Here is a 15,785-nt window from a genome sequence, read left to right on the forward strand (position 1 = left end):
CGGTCACTCGACCCCGCGGCGCCACAGGACGAGCGCGTGGCCGGCGCCCGCGAGGACGACGCCGATCAGCGCGAGCAGGACCGCGAACGCGACGTACCCCCACATCGGGTCGGCGTAGGGGAGGATCACGTCCGTCGGCGGTTCGACCGCCCACGGACTCAGGTGAAAGAAGACGAGCATCCCGGCGCCGAGTACCATCACGGTCGTCCAGTAGCGAACGCTCTCGCGACCGGTCACCGACAACAGGAACCCGACCGCGACCAGCGGGTAGACGGCGAGACTGTAGGTGAACGGGTTCACTTCCGGCGTGATCGGCCAGCCCACGTGGTTCCCGCGGATCACGTGGTCGACGTGGTGGGCCAGCCCCAGCAGCGTCGCGAGCCCGAATAGCAAGTACGACCGCAGGGACAGTCCCTCGTCGGCGCGTTCGGACGACTGTCGCGTTCTCTCGCTCATACTCGACGGTCGCGCCCGCCACGGGTCAGCCTGTGCCCAACGTGTTGGGCGAGCCGGTCGCGGCCGTCGGACCGCCCGTGCGGCGCGACGCCGTGCCCCCGCGCGCTCGGCGCGGCGGTGACGGTCCCCGTTGGGCGGTGTCGACCCCGGGACTACTTGAGCGATCCCGTCCCACGGTCGATATGGCCCCGGAGATCACCAAGATCGAGAGCGTGGAGTTCGCCTACGAGATCCCCGAGATGGGGACCGACCAGCACGGGTTCAACCTCGTCTACGAACCCGGCGAGAGCGTCGAGCGTAAGCTGTTCGCCGTCACCGTCCACACCGACGCGGGGATCACCGGCGAGTACGTCGGCGGCAACTCCCCCGGTGCCGCCCAGATCAACACCTTCGCCGACTACCTCGTCGGGAAGAACCCCCTCGCTCGCGAGAAACACTGGTCGGAGATCAAACGCGCCTTACGCAAGTACGACCGCATGGGCATCGGCCCGGTCGACATCGCGCTGTGGGACTTCGCCGGCAAGTACTACGACGCGCCGATCCACGAACTCCTCGGCACCTACCGCGAACGGCTGCCCGCCTACGCCTCGACCTATCACGGCGACGAGAACGGCGGTCTCGAAACCCCCGAGGACTTCGCCGACTTCGCCGAGGAGTGTCTGGATCTGGGCTACCCCGGCTTCAAGATCCACGGCTGGGGCGGCAGCGACGGCTCCCGTGACCTCGACCGCGAGATCGACGCCGTCCACGCCGTCGGCGAGCGCGTCGGCGACGAGATGGACCTGATGCACGACCCGGCCTGCGAACTGGAGACGCTAGCCGACGCCCTGGAACTCGGTCGGGCGCTCGACGAGCAGGACTTCTTCTGGTACGAGGACCCCTACCGCGACGGCGGCATCTCACAGCACGCCCACCGCAAGCTCCGCCAGCAGCTCGACACGCCGATCCTCCAGACCGAGCACGTCCGCGGCTTGGAACCGTTTACCGACTTCATCGACGCCGAGGCGACCGACTTCGTCCGCGCCGACCCCGAGTACGACGGCGGGATCACCGGCGCGATGAAACGCGCCCGTGTCGCCGAGGGTCACGGCCTCGACGTGGAGTTCCACGCGCCGGGCCCCGCCCAACGGCACTGCATGGCCGCCGTCCGCAACTCCAACTACTACGAGATGGCGCTCGTGCATCCCGACGCGCCCAACACGACGCCGCCGGTCTACGCCGGCAACTACGAGGACCAACTCGACAGCGTCGACGACGAGGGCACCGTCCCCGTCCCCGACGGCCCCGGCCTCGGCGTCGAGTACGACTGGGACTACATCGAGGCCAACGCGACCGGAAGCGTCCACGTCTACGAGTAGCGGAGGCTCGGCCCGACCACCGTCGCCGGCCCCGTCCCCGTCGCCGCCGTCGAAGCCACTAAGCCGCCGTCGGCCTGAGCGGACCCATGCGACTGTTCTGGCACCAGCGCGACCTGCGACTGCGGGACAACCGCGGGCTGGCGACCGCCGCCGCGGACGGCCCGGTCGTCCCCGTGTTCGTCTACGACACCGACTTCCTCGAACACGTCGGGCGTCGTCAGCGCGCCTTCTTCATGCGCGGTGTGCGACGGCTTCACGAGGCCTACCGCGAGCGCGGCGGGGACCTCGTGGTGCGGACGGGCTCCCCGAGCGAGGTACTGCCCGAAGTCGCCGACGAGTTCGGGGCCGACACCGTCGTCTACAACGACCACTACCGCCCCGCCCGTCGCGAACGCCAGCAGCGCGTCGAGGCGGTCTGCGATCGGGCGGGCCTCGACACCGTCGGCGAGACGGATCTGGTGCTCGTCGACCCCGGCCGCCTCGACGACCGGTACCCGAACCACAGCCAGTTCCACAACGACTGGCAGCAGGTGCCGAAGTCCGCGCCCGCACCGGCGCTCGAGGCCGACGACCTGGCAGAATTAGACAGCGGGGAGACCGTTCCGGTGCCCGACGCGGACATCGACCTCCCGGAAGCGGGCTCCGACGCGGCCCGCGAGCGCTACGACGCCTTTCTGCAGGATGGGATCTACAGCTACAACGACACTCGCGACGACCTCCCGCTGGCGGTCGAGCGGCCGACCCAGGCGGTCTCGCGCATGTCGCCGTACATCGCCGCGGGGATGATCGGGATCCGCGAGCTGTGGCGCGACGCGACGGAGATCCACGACTCGGTCTCGGGCACCGAGCAGCGCAACGTTCAGAAGTACCGCTACGAACTGTCCTGGCGCGAGCAGAACTACCACCTGCTGTACTACAACCCCGACCTGCCGGTGGCGAACTACAAGTCGATCCCCAACGAGATCGAGTGGCGCGACGACCCCGACGAGTTCGAGGCCTGGAAGCGCGGCGAGACGGGCTATCCGCTCGTCGACGCTGGGATGCGCCAGCTCCGCGAGGAAGGGTATATCCACAACCGGCCGCGCCAGGTCGTCGCCTCCTTTCTCACGAAGCACCTGCTGGTAGACTGGCGGAAAGGGCTGGCCCACTTCGCCGCCCAGCTGGTCGACCACGACCCAGCGTCGAACTCGGGCAACTGGCAGTGGATCGCCTCCACGGGCACCGATTCCGTGGACGTCCGCATCTTCGACCCCGTGAGCCAGCTGAGCAAGTACGACGACGGAGCGACGTTCGTGAAGGCGTACGTCCCGGAGCTTCGGAACGTGCCGGCCGGGAAGGTGGTCGACTGGCCGACGCTTCCCGCCGCCGAGCGCGAGGAGTTGGCGCCCGACTATCCCGACCCGATCGTCGACCGCAACGAAGGCTACGAGCGCGCCCAGCGTGTCTTCGAGCGGGCGCTGGGGAAGCGATGACGGAGGCGGGCGGATCCGTGCTGGCCGAGGCGTCGGCGGACGCGCGCGTCTGTGTGGTCGCGACACGACCGGCGACCTTCGAGCGCTGTCGCGAGGGGTTCTACCCGGCACCGGCCTCGTACGACCGGGTCGACGAACCGTTCGATCACGTTGCGTTCTACCGGACCGCACCAGTCTCGGCGGTCACACACGTCGCTCGCGTGACCGAGCGAGTCGACCAGCGGCGGGGCGACCCCGGGCCGCTCTCGGAGCGCGACTGGCTGGCGACGATCGACCCGTTCGTCGACACCGACGCCGTCGTGGTCTTCGAACTGGGACACCTCGAAGCGCTGGCGAACCCGATCGAGAACGACGTGAACGGCCTCCGCGGCGCGTGGTACTGCACGGTCGGCGACCTCGACGGTGCGACCGGCCTGTCTGACCTGACCGAGCGCGACGACTCCCGCTGAGTGGCCGGCGAACCGCGGGCCACGAACCGGCCGACCGCCGGGCAACAGCCAAGTCCCCGCCGGCCGATGCGGTAGCCATGGCAGCCTACCGCGCGGGTATCGTCGGGGCCGGTGGCATCGCCGGACTCGGTATCCTCGGGATGCACGACGAGGCGGACATCGGCGAGAAGAAGTTCACGGCCAGCCACGCCGGCGGCTACGCGGCCACCGACGACGTCGAGCTGGTCGCAGTCGCCGACGTCGACGAGGACAAGCTCGACCGTTTCGGCGACGCCTGGGACGTCCCGACCGAACGGCGCTACGTCGGCCACGAGGCGATGCTCGACGCCGAGGATCTGGACGCCGTCTCGGTGTGTACGCCCTCTTTTCTCCACCGCGACCACGTCGTCGACGCGGCCCGCTCGGCGGCCGACCCCGAGGTGATCTGGTGCGAGAAGCCGATCGCCGCCTCCGTCACGGACGCCGAGGAGATGGTCGAGGCCTGCGAGGAGACCGACACCGAGTTGCTCGTCAACCACTCCTTCCGGTTCACCGAGAAACAGGAGCGGCTCCGCGAACTCGTCCGCGAGGAGGGGCTCCTCGGGGAGGTACACGCGGTGTCGATGCAGTTCCGGATGGAACTGTTGCGCAACTCGACGCACCTGCTGGACATGCTCGTCTCGCTGCTGGACGCCCGGGCCGAGCGGGTCTCGGGGTACATCACCGGCGAGAACGAGGCCATCGACACGCTGGCGGGTGGCGACGGTGCGGGCGAGGCGGCCGGGACGGCTCCCGCGGTCGACGACGCCGGCGGCGGCGGCTTCGTCGTCATGGACGACGGCACGTTCGCGACCGTCGACTGCACGATCCCGCGGGCGGACTCCTCGATGACGATGCAGTTCGTCGGGACCGAGGGTAAGCTGTATCTCAACAACGACGACGGCGAGTGGCGCTACTGGCGGTTGGCGGAGGGCGACCACGTCGAGGCGGACCTGGCCGACTACGGTATCGAGGGCGCCTGGACGTGGGACGACGACTACGAGCGAGCGTTCCCCAACGCCGCCAGCCACGTCGAGGAGTTGCTGGACGGGACCGCCGAGAACCGCTCGACCGGCCGCGAGGCGACCCGGTCGCTGGAGATCATCGTCGGCTTCTACCTCTCGCATTACACCGGCGGACAGGTGTCGATCCCGCTCGACCGCCCGCTTCGCGACGCCGAGATCACGTCGTGGTAGGCGTGGCTCGGTTCGCCCGTCGCGTCGACCGCTCGCTCGTCCGCCAGTCACACGATTCAAGCGCGTTCGCACGAACGTCACGGCATGGAGCGAGAACACAGGGCGTTTCTGGAGGACCTGCTCTCGACGGCGAGCCCGTCGGGCTACGAGGTCCCGGGCCAGCGCGTGTGGGTCGAGTACGTCGAATCGTTCGCCGACGACGTCGAAGTCGACGAGTACGGCAACGCCGTCGCGGTTCACGAGGGACGCGACGACGCAGACGCGTCGGTCGCGTTCGCGGGTCACGGCGACGAGATCGGGTTCGTCGTCCGCGAAGTCACCGACGACGGCTTCCTCTCGATCGGTCGCGTCGGCGGCTCGGACAACACGGTCACCCAGGGTCAGCACGTCACCGTCCACACCGACGGCGGGCCCGTCGAGGGAGTCGTCGGCCAGACGGCGATCCACCTCCGTGACCGCGACGACGACTCGGCGCCGGACATCGCCGAACAGTGCGTCGACATCGGCGTCGAAGACGGCGAGGCCGCCGCGGACCTCGTCGAGGTGGGCGACCCGATCACCTTCGTCCAGCGCGTCCGGGAACTCGAAGACGGTCGGCTGACCGCTCGTGGGATGGACAACCGGGTCGGGATCTGGGCGGCTGCGGAGGGGTTGCGCCGGGCCGTCGAGGCCGGGGCGGACGCGACGGTGTACGCGGTCAGCACGGTCCAGGAGGAGGTCGGGCTCCGGGGCGCCGAGATGGTCGGGTTCGACCTGGACCCCGACGCGGTTATCGCCTGCGACGTGACCCACGCGACGGACTCCCCGGGGGTACCCGGGAAGCAGTCGACCGGCGTCGAACTCGGCGGAGGGCCCGTGGTCGCTCGTGGGAGCGTGAACCACCCCGCGGTGGTCGCGGCCGTCCGCGAGGCGGCCGACGACCAGGGGATCGACGTGCAACTCGAAGCGACCGGGAGTCGGACGGGGACGGACGCGGACGCCTTCTACACCGCACGCGGGGGCACGCCGACGCTCAGCCTGGGCGTCCCCAACCGGTACATGCACACCCCTGTCGAGGTGATCGACGCCGACGACCTGAACGCGACGGCGGACCTCCTCGGTGCGGTCGGCGCCGCGGCCGACTCGCACGCCCCGTTCGGCGTGGACATCTGAGCGCGGCCGGGTCACCGGCGGAGACCGTGCGGGCCCTCGGTCCGATTGGGCAAGCGGTACGTTTATGCACGCGACGGCAGGCAGTTCGGGTATGAGTGGACGACCGCTGGACGTGCTCGAGGCCTCGCTCGGCGAGGAGGTCACGGTCCGTCTGAAGGGCGGCGAGGAGTACGTCGGTGAGCTCTCGGGCTACGACCAGCACATGAATCTGGTTCTCGAGGACGACCAAGACACAACGATTATACGCGGCGACAACGTCGTCTCGATCAACCCATGACTGGTGCAGGAACCCCGAGTCAGGGGAAGAAAAACACCACGACACACGTCAAGTGTCGTCGGTGCGGTGAGAAATCGTATCACTCCAAGAACAAAGTCTGTGCGTCCTGCGGGTTCGGCGAGTCGGCCAAGCGACGGGACTACGCCTGGCAGGACAAAGCGGGCGAGTAAGGAATGCACGAGAAGTGCGGCGTTGTCGGCATCTCTACCGCCGACCGAGACGTCGCCCGCCCCCTCTACTATTCGCTCTACGCCCTCCAGCACCGCGGCCAGGAATCGGCCGGGATCGTCACCCACGACGGCTTCCAGCAGTACGAACACGTCGAGATGGGACTGGTCGGCGACGTTTTCGACGAGTCCGACCTGGACTCGCTCAACGGCTCGAACGGCATCGGCCACGTCCGCTACCCCACCTCGGGGTCGGTCAACAACTGCTGTGCGCAGCCGTTCTCGGTCTCGTTCAAGAGTGGCTCGCTCGGCCTCGCCCACAACGGCAACTTGATCAACACCGCGGAGATCCGTGAGGAACTCGCCGCGCTGGGCCACGCCTTCACCTCCGACGGCGACACCGAAGTGATCGCCCACGACCTCGCTCGCAATCTCCTCGAAGAGGACCTTGTCCGGGCGGTCAAACGGACGATGAGCCGGATCCACGGCTCCTATTCGCTGACGATCACCCACGACGAGACGGTCCTGGGCGTGCGAGACCCGCAGGGCAACCGACCACTGTGTATCGGTGAACTCGACGACGGCTACGTGCTCGCCTCCGAGAGCGCGGCGATCGACACGCTGGACGGCGAACTCGTCCGGGACGTGCGGCCGGGTGAACTCGTCGTGCTCCACGACGACGGCAGCGGCTTCGACACCTACCAGCTCGTCGAGACCGAACAGACCGCTCACTGCTTTTTCGAACACGTCTACTTCGCGCGGCCGGACTCGGTCATCGACGACGAACTCGTCTACGAGGTTCGCCGTGACCTGGGCGGCGCGCTGTGGGAAGAATCGGGCATCGAGACCGACGTGGTGATGCCCGTGCCCGACTCGGGGCGGGCGTTCGCTTCGGGCTACGCCGACGCCGCGCCCGAGGGCGTCGACTTCGCAGAGGGGCTGATGAAGAACCGCTACGTCGGGCGCACGTTCATCATGCCGACACAGGACGAACGCGAGCGGGCCGTCCGGCTCAAGCTCAACCCGATCAAGAGCACGGTCGAGGGCAAGACCGTCACGGTCATCGACGACTCCATCGTCCGCGGGACGACCTCCTCGCAGCTCGTGGAGTTGCTCTACGAGGCCGGCGCCGAGGAGGTCCACGTCCGCATCGGCGCGCCGCCGATCGTCGCGCCCTGTTACATGGGCATCGACATGGCCAGCCGCGACGAACTCATCGCGGCGGACAGGTCCGTCGAGGAGATCCGCGAGGAGATCCAGGCGGACTCGCTGTCGTATCTCTCCATCGAGGCCATCGCCGACGCGCTCGGCACGTCCGACTCGGACCTGTGTCTGGGCTGTGTCACCGGCGAGTATCCCTACGACATCGAAGGAGAACGGACCGACCGCGAGGTCACCCGACCGGTCGTCGGGCACTCCTCGGCCGACGACTGACGTTTCACCCGCCTTCGGCCCGTCGCCGCGTTTCGTTCCGGGTCAGACGTACCCGAGTAGGTCGATTCCCACGTCGAAGTGGTCGAGGACGACGTACCCCAGGTAGATCCCGACGACTCCCAGCACGCCGGCTGCGTTCGGGGGCGCCGGGATCGGGACGTTCAGGAATCGGAAGACTGCACCGGTCAGAAACCCCGTCAGCAGGGCGAGAGCCGCGGTAGTGGCCGACACCATGGCACTCCGTACAGTGACTCGCTACTCAGGAGTTTCGACACGCTGTCGGACAGCCTCCACGCGACGGATCGCCGCTGGTGCTATCGCTGTGTAGGTAACTCCCGCAGAAAGGTGGGGTGGGTGTGGGGGTGGGTGGGTGGGTTGGCACCGAACTGGTGCCGCAACTACGAATATCGGCCGACCCATAATAAAGCTTGTGCAAAAAATATCGATTTTGATTTTGGTTAGTTTTTCAGATGATATACGCCGCGAAGAAGCGAGAGCGTGGCTGTCCGGTGACGTATCGAGCCGTCTTCCCGGCCCCGCCCCGGATATCAATTCTGTGAACGAGGGGGCAACCTATTTGCGCGAACTGACGAACGAACGGACGATGAGGCCCGAACGACCGACCGACGACGGGTCGAGGTGGGGGCGGTGGCGATGACCACGGAGCCGGCGGTGCTGGTCGTCGACGACAACCGGGTCGTCGCGGACACGTACGCGGCGTTTCTGACCGACGAGTACGCGGTCGAAGCCGTCTACGACGGTGAGGCGGCACTGGACGCGGTCGGTCCCGGGGTCGACGTGGTCCTGCTCGACCGGCGGATGCCGGGGCTATCGGGCGAGGAGGTGCTCGCGCGGATCGAGGAGCGGGTGCTTGACTGTCGGGTCGTGATGGTGACGGCGGTCGACCCGGCGGTCGACGTCGTCGACCTGCCGTTCGACGAGTACGTCGTCAAGCCGATCGGTCGGCCGGAACTGCTCGCCGTCGTCGAGGAGATGCACCGACGGGCCACCTACGACGACGCTCTAAGGGGTTTTCTCGCGCTCGCGTCGAAGAAGGCGACGCTCGAAGCGCGCGTCGACGAGGCGGAACTCGCCGACAGCGAGCCCTACCAGCGGGTCGAGGAGCGCCTGGCCGAACAGCGGGAGTCGCTCGGGATCGAGACCGAACGCCTGGAGGGGGTCGTCTCGGGAGAGACGCGGGACATCGTCGACACGAGCGATGCCGGGGCGCTCACCGAGTGACGTGAAGCCGTCCAGGCGGCGTCGTCCGGTCCCGTCGACTCCGGTACGCTTACGGCGTCCGCTCCGTAGCGGACTGGTAATGGAGGGGACCCTGTGGTACGTGCTCACCGGGACGCGCGGGGGGCGAAACCGGATCAGGATCCTCCAGGCGATCGACGAGCGGCCCCGCAACGCACACCAGCTGGCCGACGACCTCGATCTGGACTACAAGACCGTCAGGCACCACCTCGACGTGTTGCTGGACAACGACATCGTCGACAAGAGCGGCGACGACTACGGCGCCGTCTACCTGCCGACCGACCGGGTCCGGGCCAACTGGGGAACCGTCCAGGAGATCTTCGAACGGGTCGAGTGAGTATGGTCGAAATTAGGAACACGTATATTCGGCGGGGCGGACAAGGGAGGAACGGATGAGTCTCTGGCTGGACGCCGCGAGCGCGGCCGCGACCCTGAACGTCGTCCTCCTGGTCGCACTCGTCGGCATCTGGGCCCGCAACTACCTGGAGTTCCGGTCGAAGCACCCGCTGGGCCTGCTCGTCTTTGGCCTCCTGTTGCTGGCCGAGAACTGCCTGTCGGTCTACTACTACGTGATCGACCCGGAGGTGGCGAACCTGTTGCGCTCGGCGGCCCCCGTCGCCGGCCGCGCCATGACCTTCGTCCAGATCCTCGAACTCGCCGCCATCCTCTTTCTCGCCTGGGTCACCTGGGACTGAGCGGGGAACCGCGGGTTCGCGGGCCCACCGGGTCACTGACCGCGTCGTCGACCGCGATCCGACACGGAGTTCGAACGAATTTGGGTGACTCCCGGGCGTGGGTACGGTGTCACGTCGGAAAATCTTCACGTCGCTCGTTTCCTGGGCTTCTAGCGATGACACGCAAGACGCGACGCGACCTGCTCGCAGCGCTCGGTGCATCGGCCGCGGTCGGCCTCGCCGGCTGTGGATCGGACGGGGGATCCACCGACACCGAAGCCGACGACGACGAGGAGACCGACGCCATGGACGGCGGGATGGACACCGATACCGACGCCATGGGCGACGGCATGGGCACCGACACGGAGACCGACTCCGGGATGGGTGGTACCGCGAACGTCCGCGTGGCCCACTTCTCGCCCGACGCCCCGAACGTCGACGTGTACGTCAACGACAGCGAGACCCTCTCTGACGTGCCGTTCCGCGCGATCAGCGACTACCTGGAGCTGCCCGCCGGGACCCATACCGTCACGATCACCGCCGCGGGCGACGCCGACACCGTCGCCTTCGAGGGCGAGGTGACCGTCGAAGCCGACACCGACTACACCATCGCCGCGATCGGCGAACTCTCCAGCGAGGACAGCGAGTTCCGGCCGCTCGTCCTCGAAGACGACAACAGCGACGTCGGGTCGGACATGGCCCGGGTCCGCCTCGTCCACGCCTCGCCCGACGCACCGGCGGTCGACGTGACCGCCGCCGGCGGCGACACCGTCCTGTTCGACGGCGTCCCGTTCGGCGAGTCCGGGTACGTCGAGGTACCCGCGGGAACCTACACGCTGGGCGTCCGCGGCGATACCGACTCCAACGACGGCGATATCGTCGCCGAGTACTCCGTCGAACTCACCGGCGGCACCGTCTACACCGGTTTCGCCGGCGGCTACCTCACGCCCGGCGACGAGGACGCCGAGGGGCCGTTCGACCTGACGTTCGCCGTCGACTCGGGCGCGGGCGGCGGTGGCCTGGTCGAGACCGGGTCGGTCCGGGTCGCGCACATGTCCCCGGACGCCCCGAACGTGGACGTGTACGTCGACGACAGCCAGGCGCTCTCGGACGTGCCCTTCGGCGCCGTCAGCGACTACATGTCCGTGCCCAGCGGCGAGCGGACCGTCACGATCACCGCCGCGGGCGACGCCGACACCGTCGCTTTCGAGGGGCCGGTCACCGTCGGCACCGGCGACTACACGATCGTCGCCGCGGGCGAGCTGACGAGCGAGGACACCGAGTTCCAGCCGCTCGTCCTCGAAGACGACAACAGTGACCCCGGGGGAGACATGTCGCGGCTCCGCGTCGTCCACGGCTCGCCCGACGCGCCCGCGGTCGACGTGACCGCCGCCGGCGGCGACGTGGTACTGTTCGACGGGGTCGCCTTCGGAGAGTCCGGCTACACCACCGTCGAAGCCAACGACTACACCGTCCAGATCCGCGGCGACACCGACTCCAACGACGGCGATATCGTCGCCGACTACGACGTGTCGCTCAACGGCGGCACCGTCTACACCGCCTTCGCTCAGGGCTACCTGACCCCCGACGACGAACCCGTCGACGAGAGCTTCGATCTCAACGTCGTTCAGGACGCGAGTTACTGACGACTCGCACAGTTCGGGGCCCGCCCCACGGGACCGATCGGTCGGACGCGGTCGCGGTCCGCTTCGGAACCGCAAGCTCGATCCCCCCGTAGACCTCGTTTCTCGAAGGGAAATCGCATTGAGACGGGCGCCCGTCGGTCCGAGTGAGATGACGGCGGAAACCGACGGAGGACCGCGAGTGCGATGAACCGCAACGACCGGGCTATCACCGGCTTCGCGATGGCCGCCCACGGGCTGGTCCACACCTACGAACTGGCCGTTCCGATCCTGTTGACCGTCTGGATCGTCGAGTTCCCGGTCACTTCGGCGACGCTGGGAACCGTCGTGGCCGTCGGGTACGGACTGTTCGGCGTCGGCGCGCTCCCGGCGGGCCTGCTCGTCGACCGTTTCGGCTCGCGAACGCTGGTCGTCGGCTGCACGTTCGGGATGGGGCTATCCTTTCTGCTGTTGGGCGTGCTCCCGGGGGTCGCCGGTATCGCCGTCGCGCTCGCTCTGTGGGGGATCGCGGCCAGCGTCTACCACCCCGCGGGCCTGACGCTCATCAGCAAGGGCGTCGAGGAACGGGGCGCCGCCTTCGCCTACCACGGGATGGCCGGCAACGTCGGGATCGTCGCCGGTCCCTTCCTCACCGCGCTCCTCCTCGTCGTCGCCGACTGGCGGGTCGCCGTCGCCGTGCTCGCGGTCCCCGCGTTCGTCGCGACCGTGGCCGGCCTCCGCGCGGAGTTCGACGAGACCGCCGCGGTCGGTGGGCGGGAAGCGGCCGCCGACGGTGGTGACGCGCCCGAAACCGACATCGGGTCGCTCACGGAGTTCCTGACGGCCTCGCGGGCCGTGTTCACCGTCGGCTTCCTGACCGTCTTCGCGCTCGTGCTGTTCAACGGCCTGTACTATCGCGGGATGTTGACGTTCCTCCCAGATCTCCTGAGCGACTTCCTCGAACCGCTGGTCGGGTCGGCCGCCCGGTCGCTCGGTCCGTTCTCCGAGGGGCCGGCCGCCGGGGAGTTCGACCGCTCGCGATACCTCTACGCCGGCCTCCTCGCCGTCGGTATCGGGGGCCAGTACGTCGGCGGTCGCCTCACCGACGCCGTCGAACCCGAGCGTGGTCTCGTGGTCGCGTTGACCCTGTTGGTCGCGATCGCGCTCCTGTTCGTTCCGGCCTCGGGCTCGCTGCCGGCGCTGCTCGCGGTCAGCGGCGCCCTCGGGTTCGTGCTGTTCGGCATGCAGCCGCTCTCCCAGGCGACGATCGCGAAGTACTCGCCGCCGGAACACCGTGGCCTCTCGTTCGGCTACACGTACCTCGCCATCTTCGGGATCGGCGCGGTCGGTGCCTCTATTACCGGGTGGGTGCTCACCTACGGCTCGACGTGGCTGCTGTTCGTGGTGCTGGCCGGCTTCGCGGCCGCGGCGCTGGCGCTGGCGCTGTCGCTGGTCGTGCGCGGAGAGTGACCGACCGAGACGGCCGTCGCTCGTCGATTCGCTTCGGTAGGAAGTTTGCGTGGGTGCAGTTCCGATGGACCGGATTCGCTTCGCTCACCGGTCCATCGACGTCACGCTCGCTGCGCTCGCGTGACTCCCTGAGGGATGCACCTGCACTGCCGCCCACAGTTCGGGAACCGTGGGGATACCTGTGGCTCGTCGATTCGCTTCGGTAGGAAGTTTGCGTGGGTGCAGTTCCGATGGACCGGATTCGCTTCGCTCACCGGTCCATCGACGTCACGCTCGCTGCGCTCGCGTGACTCCCTGAGGGATGCACCTGCACTGTCGTCCACAGTTCGGGAACCGTGGGGATACCTGTGGCTCGTCGATTCGCTTCGGTAGGAAGTTTGCGTGGGTGCAGTTCCGATGGACCGGATTCGCTTCGCTCACCGGTCCATCGACGTCACGCTCGCTGCGCTCGCGTGACTCCCTGAGGGATGCACCTGCACTGCCGCCCACAGTTCGGGAACCGTGGGGATACCTGTGGCTCGTCGATTCGCTTCGGTAGGAAGTTTGCGTGGGTGCAGTTCCGATGGACCGGATTCGCTTCGCTCACCGGTCCATCGACGTCACGCTCGCTGCGCTCGCGTGACTCCCTGAGGGATGCACCTGCACTGCCGCCCACAGTTCGGGAACCGTGGGGATACCTGTGGCTCGTCGATTCGCTTCGGTAGGAAGTTTGCGTGGGTGCAGTTCCGATGGACCGGATTCGCTTCGCTCACCGGTCCATCGACGTCACGCTCGCTGCGCTCGCGTGACTCCCTGAGGGATGCACCTGCACTGTCGTCCGCCGTGGGCGGACTGGTAGTGCGTGGGACCGGATTTGAACCGGCGGACCCCTACGGGACAGCGCCCTCAACGCTGCGCCGTTGGCCTGGCTTGGCTACCCACGCACTCGTCTGCTCTTGCGGTTTTCCGCATTCGTTCATTCCCGAGGGGCATTAAAATCACTGTCGGTTTCGCCGCTCGATGTGTGACGACCCCACGCTCCCGTCGGCCCGTCGACGACCCACTCGCACCGTGGCCGTTTCCGGGTGGCGATTCCGGCGGACTGTCAGGTCATCCCGACGAGGGAAAACGGGCCATTCAAATAGGGGGGCTCCACTACCCCCAGCATGGCCAAGTACTCGACCGGTGGCGCCGGCTCCAGCGCCAGCGACAGTTGCGAACTCTGCGGCGCGGAGAACGTGGATCTACAGACCGCGAGCGTCGCCGGGGCGACGCTCAGCGTCTGCTCGGAGTGCGTCCAGCACGACGAGACGCCTGGTGGGGGGTCCGACGGCGGCGACGACGGGCGCGACCGAAAACGGCAGGCGGCACAGAACGCGGCTCGCATGCAGGACGCCGCCCAGGCCGACGCCTCCCACTGGGAGGACGGCGCCGATTACGACGACGACCAGCTCCCGTATCTCGTCAGCGACTACGGCGACGTGCTCGTCGCGGCTCGCCAGGACGCCGGCCTCCAGACCGGCGAGCTCGCCGAAGCCGTCGACGCAGCGGAATCCGACGTCCTCGCCGTCGAGCAGGGACGCGCGACTCAGGCGAACGTCGGCGGGTCGCTCATCGGCGCCCTGGAAGCCGAACTCGACGTTCGGCTGGTCGACGGGGAGTGACCGTCGGCGACCGGCCGGTGTTTTCAGCGCGAGAAGTCCCTCGAAGGGCATAAATAGCTGACGTGTGTGGCTGTTTTCAGTAGGGGGGAGTGGTATGTTCGACACAGCCGACGGCGAGAGCGGAGTACTCGGGGTATCGACACCGGTCGGTGTGACGCTCATGGTCGTCATCGTCGTGTTGTTGGCGACGCTCGTCACCGTGACGACGACCGATCTGGCGCGGTCGACCCAGGACAGCGCGCAAGTTCACGGCGTCGGGACCTTCGACGTACAGTTTCTGGAGAGCGGGAACGACTCGCTGCGGATCTCGCCCGACACGCTGCGAAACGAGGACTCGACGTACGTTCTGGAGGTCAACGACAACCGTGTCTATCGGTGGGACGGCCACGAGCCCCTGGAGTTCACGTGTCTCTACCCCGGCGACCACATCGAGATCGTCTCGAAGGAAGGCGAGACGACCTACCCGGTTCGGGACTACCGGATGGAACGGGGCCTCTCCTGTGAACGTATCAGGGCCCTCCCGGAGAAGTTCGAGTACGCCTACATCGAGGATCAGACGGGCCTCGACAAGGTGCGCGTCCAGCCCGAGTTCACCTTCGGTATCGAGATCGACCCCGACGGTCCCGACGACGACAACTTCGGCGGTTCGTACGTGAGCGACGTGGGCAAGATCCCGGTCACCAACCAGTTCCACTACATCCGGAAGTACGACAAATCGATCGAGGGCGTTCCACCGCCGGTCTGGGTCATCGTGATGACGGACAACGTCCACAAGACGGGTAACGCCGGCGGCCTGAACTGGACGGACGACCCCGACAAGGCCTACGGAAAGGACGCCTACACGATTCAGGATACCGGGAGCACCAACGAGATCGATCCGATCACCGATAGCTCGACGGAACCGACCAACGACATCTACATGGTCTTCAAACCCGGCTGCTCGGGGAGCCGACTCAAGATCATCGACGTGGTCGCCGGCTACAACAACCGGATCTACGTCAACGGTCAGGTGGCCGTCTCGGACACCTACGACTACAGCGAGTACAACACCAGCCGGACCGAGCCCCCGGTCGAGCTGAACGCCCCGGCCGTCAACTGTCCGACCAGTCCCTGACCACTGCGCCACCGGCCGCGCAA

Annotated in this window: 17 protein-coding genes and 1 tRNA gene; 15 read left to right on the plus strand and 3 right to left on the minus strand. The window is 67.7% G+C overall.

The features are described from left to right. Window positions 1-3: 3 nt before the first annotated feature. Entirely contained in the window at window positions 4-456 is a 453-nt protein-coding gene (locus I7X12_RS17860) for a hypothetical protein (protein WP_198061373.1), read from the minus strand. A gap of 182 nt (window positions 457-638) precedes the next feature. On the opposite strand from I7X12_RS17860, the gene I7X12_RS17865 reads away from it, so the two are divergent. The 8 genes from I7X12_RS17865 to purF all read left to right on the plus strand — a co-directional run bounded on the left by I7X12_RS17865 (window position 639) and on the right by purF (window position 7,979). Further along, window positions 639-1,814, plus strand: coding sequence for a mandelate racemase family protein (locus I7X12_RS17865; RefSeq protein WP_198061374.1), 1,176 nt, complete (start codon window positions 639-641; stop codon window positions 1,812-1,814). 86 nt (window positions 1,815-1,900) lie between these two features. Further along, the gene (locus I7X12_RS17870) at window positions 1,901-3,286 is read left to right on the plus strand and encodes a cryptochrome/photolyase family protein (protein ID WP_198061375.1); all 1,386 of its coding nucleotides are present in this window, start codon (window positions 1,901-1,903) and stop codon (window positions 3,284-3,286) included. Further along, window positions 3,283-3,735, plus strand: a complete 453-nt coding sequence (locus I7X12_RS17875) for a hypothetical protein (RefSeq protein WP_198061376.1) — start codon at window positions 3,283-3,285, stop codon at window positions 3,733-3,735. Before I7X12_RS17870 ends, I7X12_RS17875 begins: the two co-directional genes overlap by 4 nt. Before the next feature lie 77 nt (window positions 3,736-3,812). Then, on the plus strand, window positions 3,813-4,949 hold the full coding sequence (locus tag I7X12_RS17880) for a Gfo/Idh/MocA family protein (protein WP_198061377.1): 1,137 nt from the start codon (window positions 3,813-3,815) through the stop codon (window positions 4,947-4,949). An 84-nt stretch (window positions 4,950-5,033) separates the two neighbouring features. Beyond that, a complete protein-coding gene (locus I7X12_RS17885; protein WP_198061378.1) occupies window positions 5,034-6,101 on the plus strand; it encodes a M20/M25/M40 family metallo-hydrolase in 1,068 nt (355 codons plus the stop codon). Between the two features lie 91 nt (window positions 6,102-6,192). After that, window positions 6,193-6,378, plus strand: a complete 186-nt coding sequence (locus I7X12_RS17890; RefSeq protein ID WP_198061379.1) for an LSM domain-containing protein — start codon at window positions 6,193-6,195, stop codon at window positions 6,376-6,378. Beyond that, window positions 6,375-6,548, plus strand: a complete 174-nt coding sequence (locus I7X12_RS17895; protein ID WP_198061380.1) for a 50S ribosomal protein L37e — start codon at window positions 6,375-6,377, stop codon at window positions 6,546-6,548. Before I7X12_RS17890 ends, I7X12_RS17895 begins: the two co-directional genes overlap by 4 nt. A 3-nt stretch (window positions 6,549-6,551) precedes the next feature. Next, window positions 6,552-7,979, plus strand: coding sequence for an amidophosphoribosyltransferase (gene purF, locus I7X12_RS17900; RefSeq protein WP_198061381.1), 1,428 nt, complete (start codon window positions 6,552-6,554; stop codon window positions 7,977-7,979). Window positions 7,980-8,021: 42 nt separating this feature from the next. Here purF and I7X12_RS17905 read toward each other — a convergent pair whose 3' ends face one another. Then, a complete protein-coding gene (locus I7X12_RS17905) occupies window positions 8,022-8,213 on the minus strand; it encodes a XapX domain-containing protein (protein WP_198061382.1) in 192 nt (63 codons plus the stop codon). 420 nt (window positions 8,214-8,633) lie between these two features. Here I7X12_RS17905 and I7X12_RS17910 point away from each other — a divergent pair, with 420 nt between their 5' ends. The 5 genes from I7X12_RS17910 (at window position 8,634) to I7X12_RS17930 (ending at window position 13,005) form a co-directional block, all read left to right on the plus strand. Further along, window positions 8,634-9,221 (plus strand): response regulator, encoded by a 588-nt coding sequence (locus I7X12_RS17910; protein ID WP_198061383.1) that lies wholly within the window; start codon window positions 8,634-8,636, stop codon window positions 9,219-9,221. A 79-nt stretch (window positions 9,222-9,300) separates the two neighbouring features. Next, window positions 9,301-9,576, plus strand: coding sequence for an ArsR/SmtB family transcription factor (locus I7X12_RS17915; protein WP_198061384.1), 276 nt, complete (start codon window positions 9,301-9,303; stop codon window positions 9,574-9,576). Between the two features lie 55 nt (window positions 9,577-9,631). Further along, the gene (locus I7X12_RS17920) at window positions 9,632-9,934 is read left to right on the plus strand and encodes a hypothetical protein (RefSeq protein WP_198061385.1); all 303 of its coding nucleotides are present in this window, start codon (window positions 9,632-9,634) and stop codon (window positions 9,932-9,934) included. A gap of 155 nt (window positions 9,935-10,089) precedes the next feature. Further along, window positions 10,090-11,559, plus strand: a complete 1,470-nt coding sequence (locus tag I7X12_RS17925) for a DUF4397 domain-containing protein (protein ID WP_198061386.1) — start codon at window positions 10,090-10,092, stop codon at window positions 11,557-11,559. Window positions 11,560-11,742: 183 nt separating this feature from the next. After that, the gene (locus tag I7X12_RS17930) at window positions 11,743-13,005 is read left to right on the plus strand and encodes an MFS transporter (protein ID WP_198061387.1); all 1,263 of its coding nucleotides are present in this window, start codon (window positions 11,743-11,745) and stop codon (window positions 13,003-13,005) included. A gap of 838 nt (window positions 13,006-13,843) precedes the next feature. Here I7X12_RS17930 and I7X12_RS17935 read toward each other — a convergent pair. Further along, window positions 13,844-13,928: transfer RNA gene (locus I7X12_RS17935), tRNA-Leu, on the minus strand. A 222-nt stretch (window positions 13,929-14,150) separates the two neighbouring features. Between I7X12_RS17935 and I7X12_RS17940 the strand changes: the two genes are divergently transcribed. Together I7X12_RS17940 and I7X12_RS17945 are read left to right on the plus strand one after the other, a co-directional pair. Then, window positions 14,151-14,648: a helix-turn-helix domain-containing protein gene (locus I7X12_RS17940; RefSeq protein ID WP_198061388.1), complete on the plus strand. Its 498-nt coding sequence runs from the start codon at window positions 14,151-14,153 to the stop codon at window positions 14,646-14,648. Window positions 14,649-14,742: 94 nt separating this feature from the next. Then, window positions 14,743-15,762, plus strand: a complete 1,020-nt coding sequence (locus tag I7X12_RS17945; protein WP_198061389.1) for a hypothetical protein — start codon at window positions 14,743-14,745, stop codon at window positions 15,760-15,762. Window positions 15,763-15,785 lie beyond the last annotated feature (23 nt).

Source organism: Halosimplex litoreum (assembly GCF_016065055.1).
Taxonomy (GTDB): Archaea; Halobacteriota; Halobacteria; order Halobacteriales; family Haloarculaceae; genus Halosimplex; species Halosimplex litoreum.

Coding starts and splice junctions, on each gene's coding strand:
- I7X12_RS17870 (WP_198061375.1), top strand. CDS start 1,901: ATGCGACTGTTCTGGCACCAGCGCGACCTGCGACTGCGGGACAACCGC.
- I7X12_RS17915 (WP_198061384.1), top strand. CDS start 9,301: ATGGAGGGGACCCTGTGGTACGTGCTCACCGGGACGCGCGGGGGGCGA.
- I7X12_RS17940 (WP_198061388.1), top strand. CDS start 14,151: ATGGCCAAGTACTCGACCGGTGGCGCCGGCTCCAGCGCCAGCGACAGT.
- I7X12_RS17945 (WP_198061389.1), top strand. CDS start 14,743: ATGTTCGACACAGCCGACGGCGAGAGCGGAGTACTCGGGGTATCGACA.
- I7X12_RS17875 (WP_198061376.1), top strand. CDS start 3,283: ATGACGGAGGCGGGCGGATCCGTGCTGGCCGAGGCGTCGGCGGACGCG.
- I7X12_RS17925 (WP_198061386.1), top strand. CDS start 10,090: ATGACACGCAAGACGCGACGCGACCTGCTCGCAGCGCTCGGTGCATCG.
- I7X12_RS17895 (WP_198061380.1), top strand. CDS start 6,375: ATGACTGGTGCAGGAACCCCGAGTCAGGGGAAGAAAAACACCACGACA.
- I7X12_RS17865 (WP_198061374.1), top strand. CDS start 639: ATGGCCCCGGAGATCACCAAGATCGAGAGCGTGGAGTTCGCCTACGAG.
- I7X12_RS17860 (WP_198061373.1), bottom strand. CDS start 456: ATGAGCGAGAGAACGCGACAGTCGTCCGAACGCGCCGACGAGGGACTG.
- I7X12_RS17930 (WP_198061387.1), top strand. CDS start 11,743: ATGAACCGCAACGACCGGGCTATCACCGGCTTCGCGATGGCCGCCCAC.
- I7X12_RS17880 (WP_198061377.1), top strand. CDS start 3,813: ATGGCAGCCTACCGCGCGGGTATCGTCGGGGCCGGTGGCATCGCCGGA.
- I7X12_RS17910 (WP_198061383.1), top strand. CDS start 8,634: ATGACCACGGAGCCGGCGGTGCTGGTCGTCGACGACAACCGGGTCGTC.
- I7X12_RS17885 (WP_198061378.1), top strand. CDS start 5,034: ATGGAGCGAGAACACAGGGCGTTTCTGGAGGACCTGCTCTCGACGGCG.
- I7X12_RS17905 (WP_198061382.1), bottom strand. CDS start 8,213: ATGGTGTCGGCCACTACCGCGGCTCTCGCCCTGCTGACGGGGTTTCTG.
- I7X12_RS17890 (WP_198061379.1), top strand. CDS start 6,193: ATGAGTGGACGACCGCTGGACGTGCTCGAGGCCTCGCTCGGCGAGGAG.
- purF (WP_198061381.1), top strand. CDS start 6,552: ATGCACGAGAAGTGCGGCGTTGTCGGCATCTCTACCGCCGACCGAGAC.
- I7X12_RS17920 (WP_198061385.1), top strand. CDS start 9,632: ATGAGTCTCTGGCTGGACGCCGCGAGCGCGGCCGCGACCCTGAACGTC.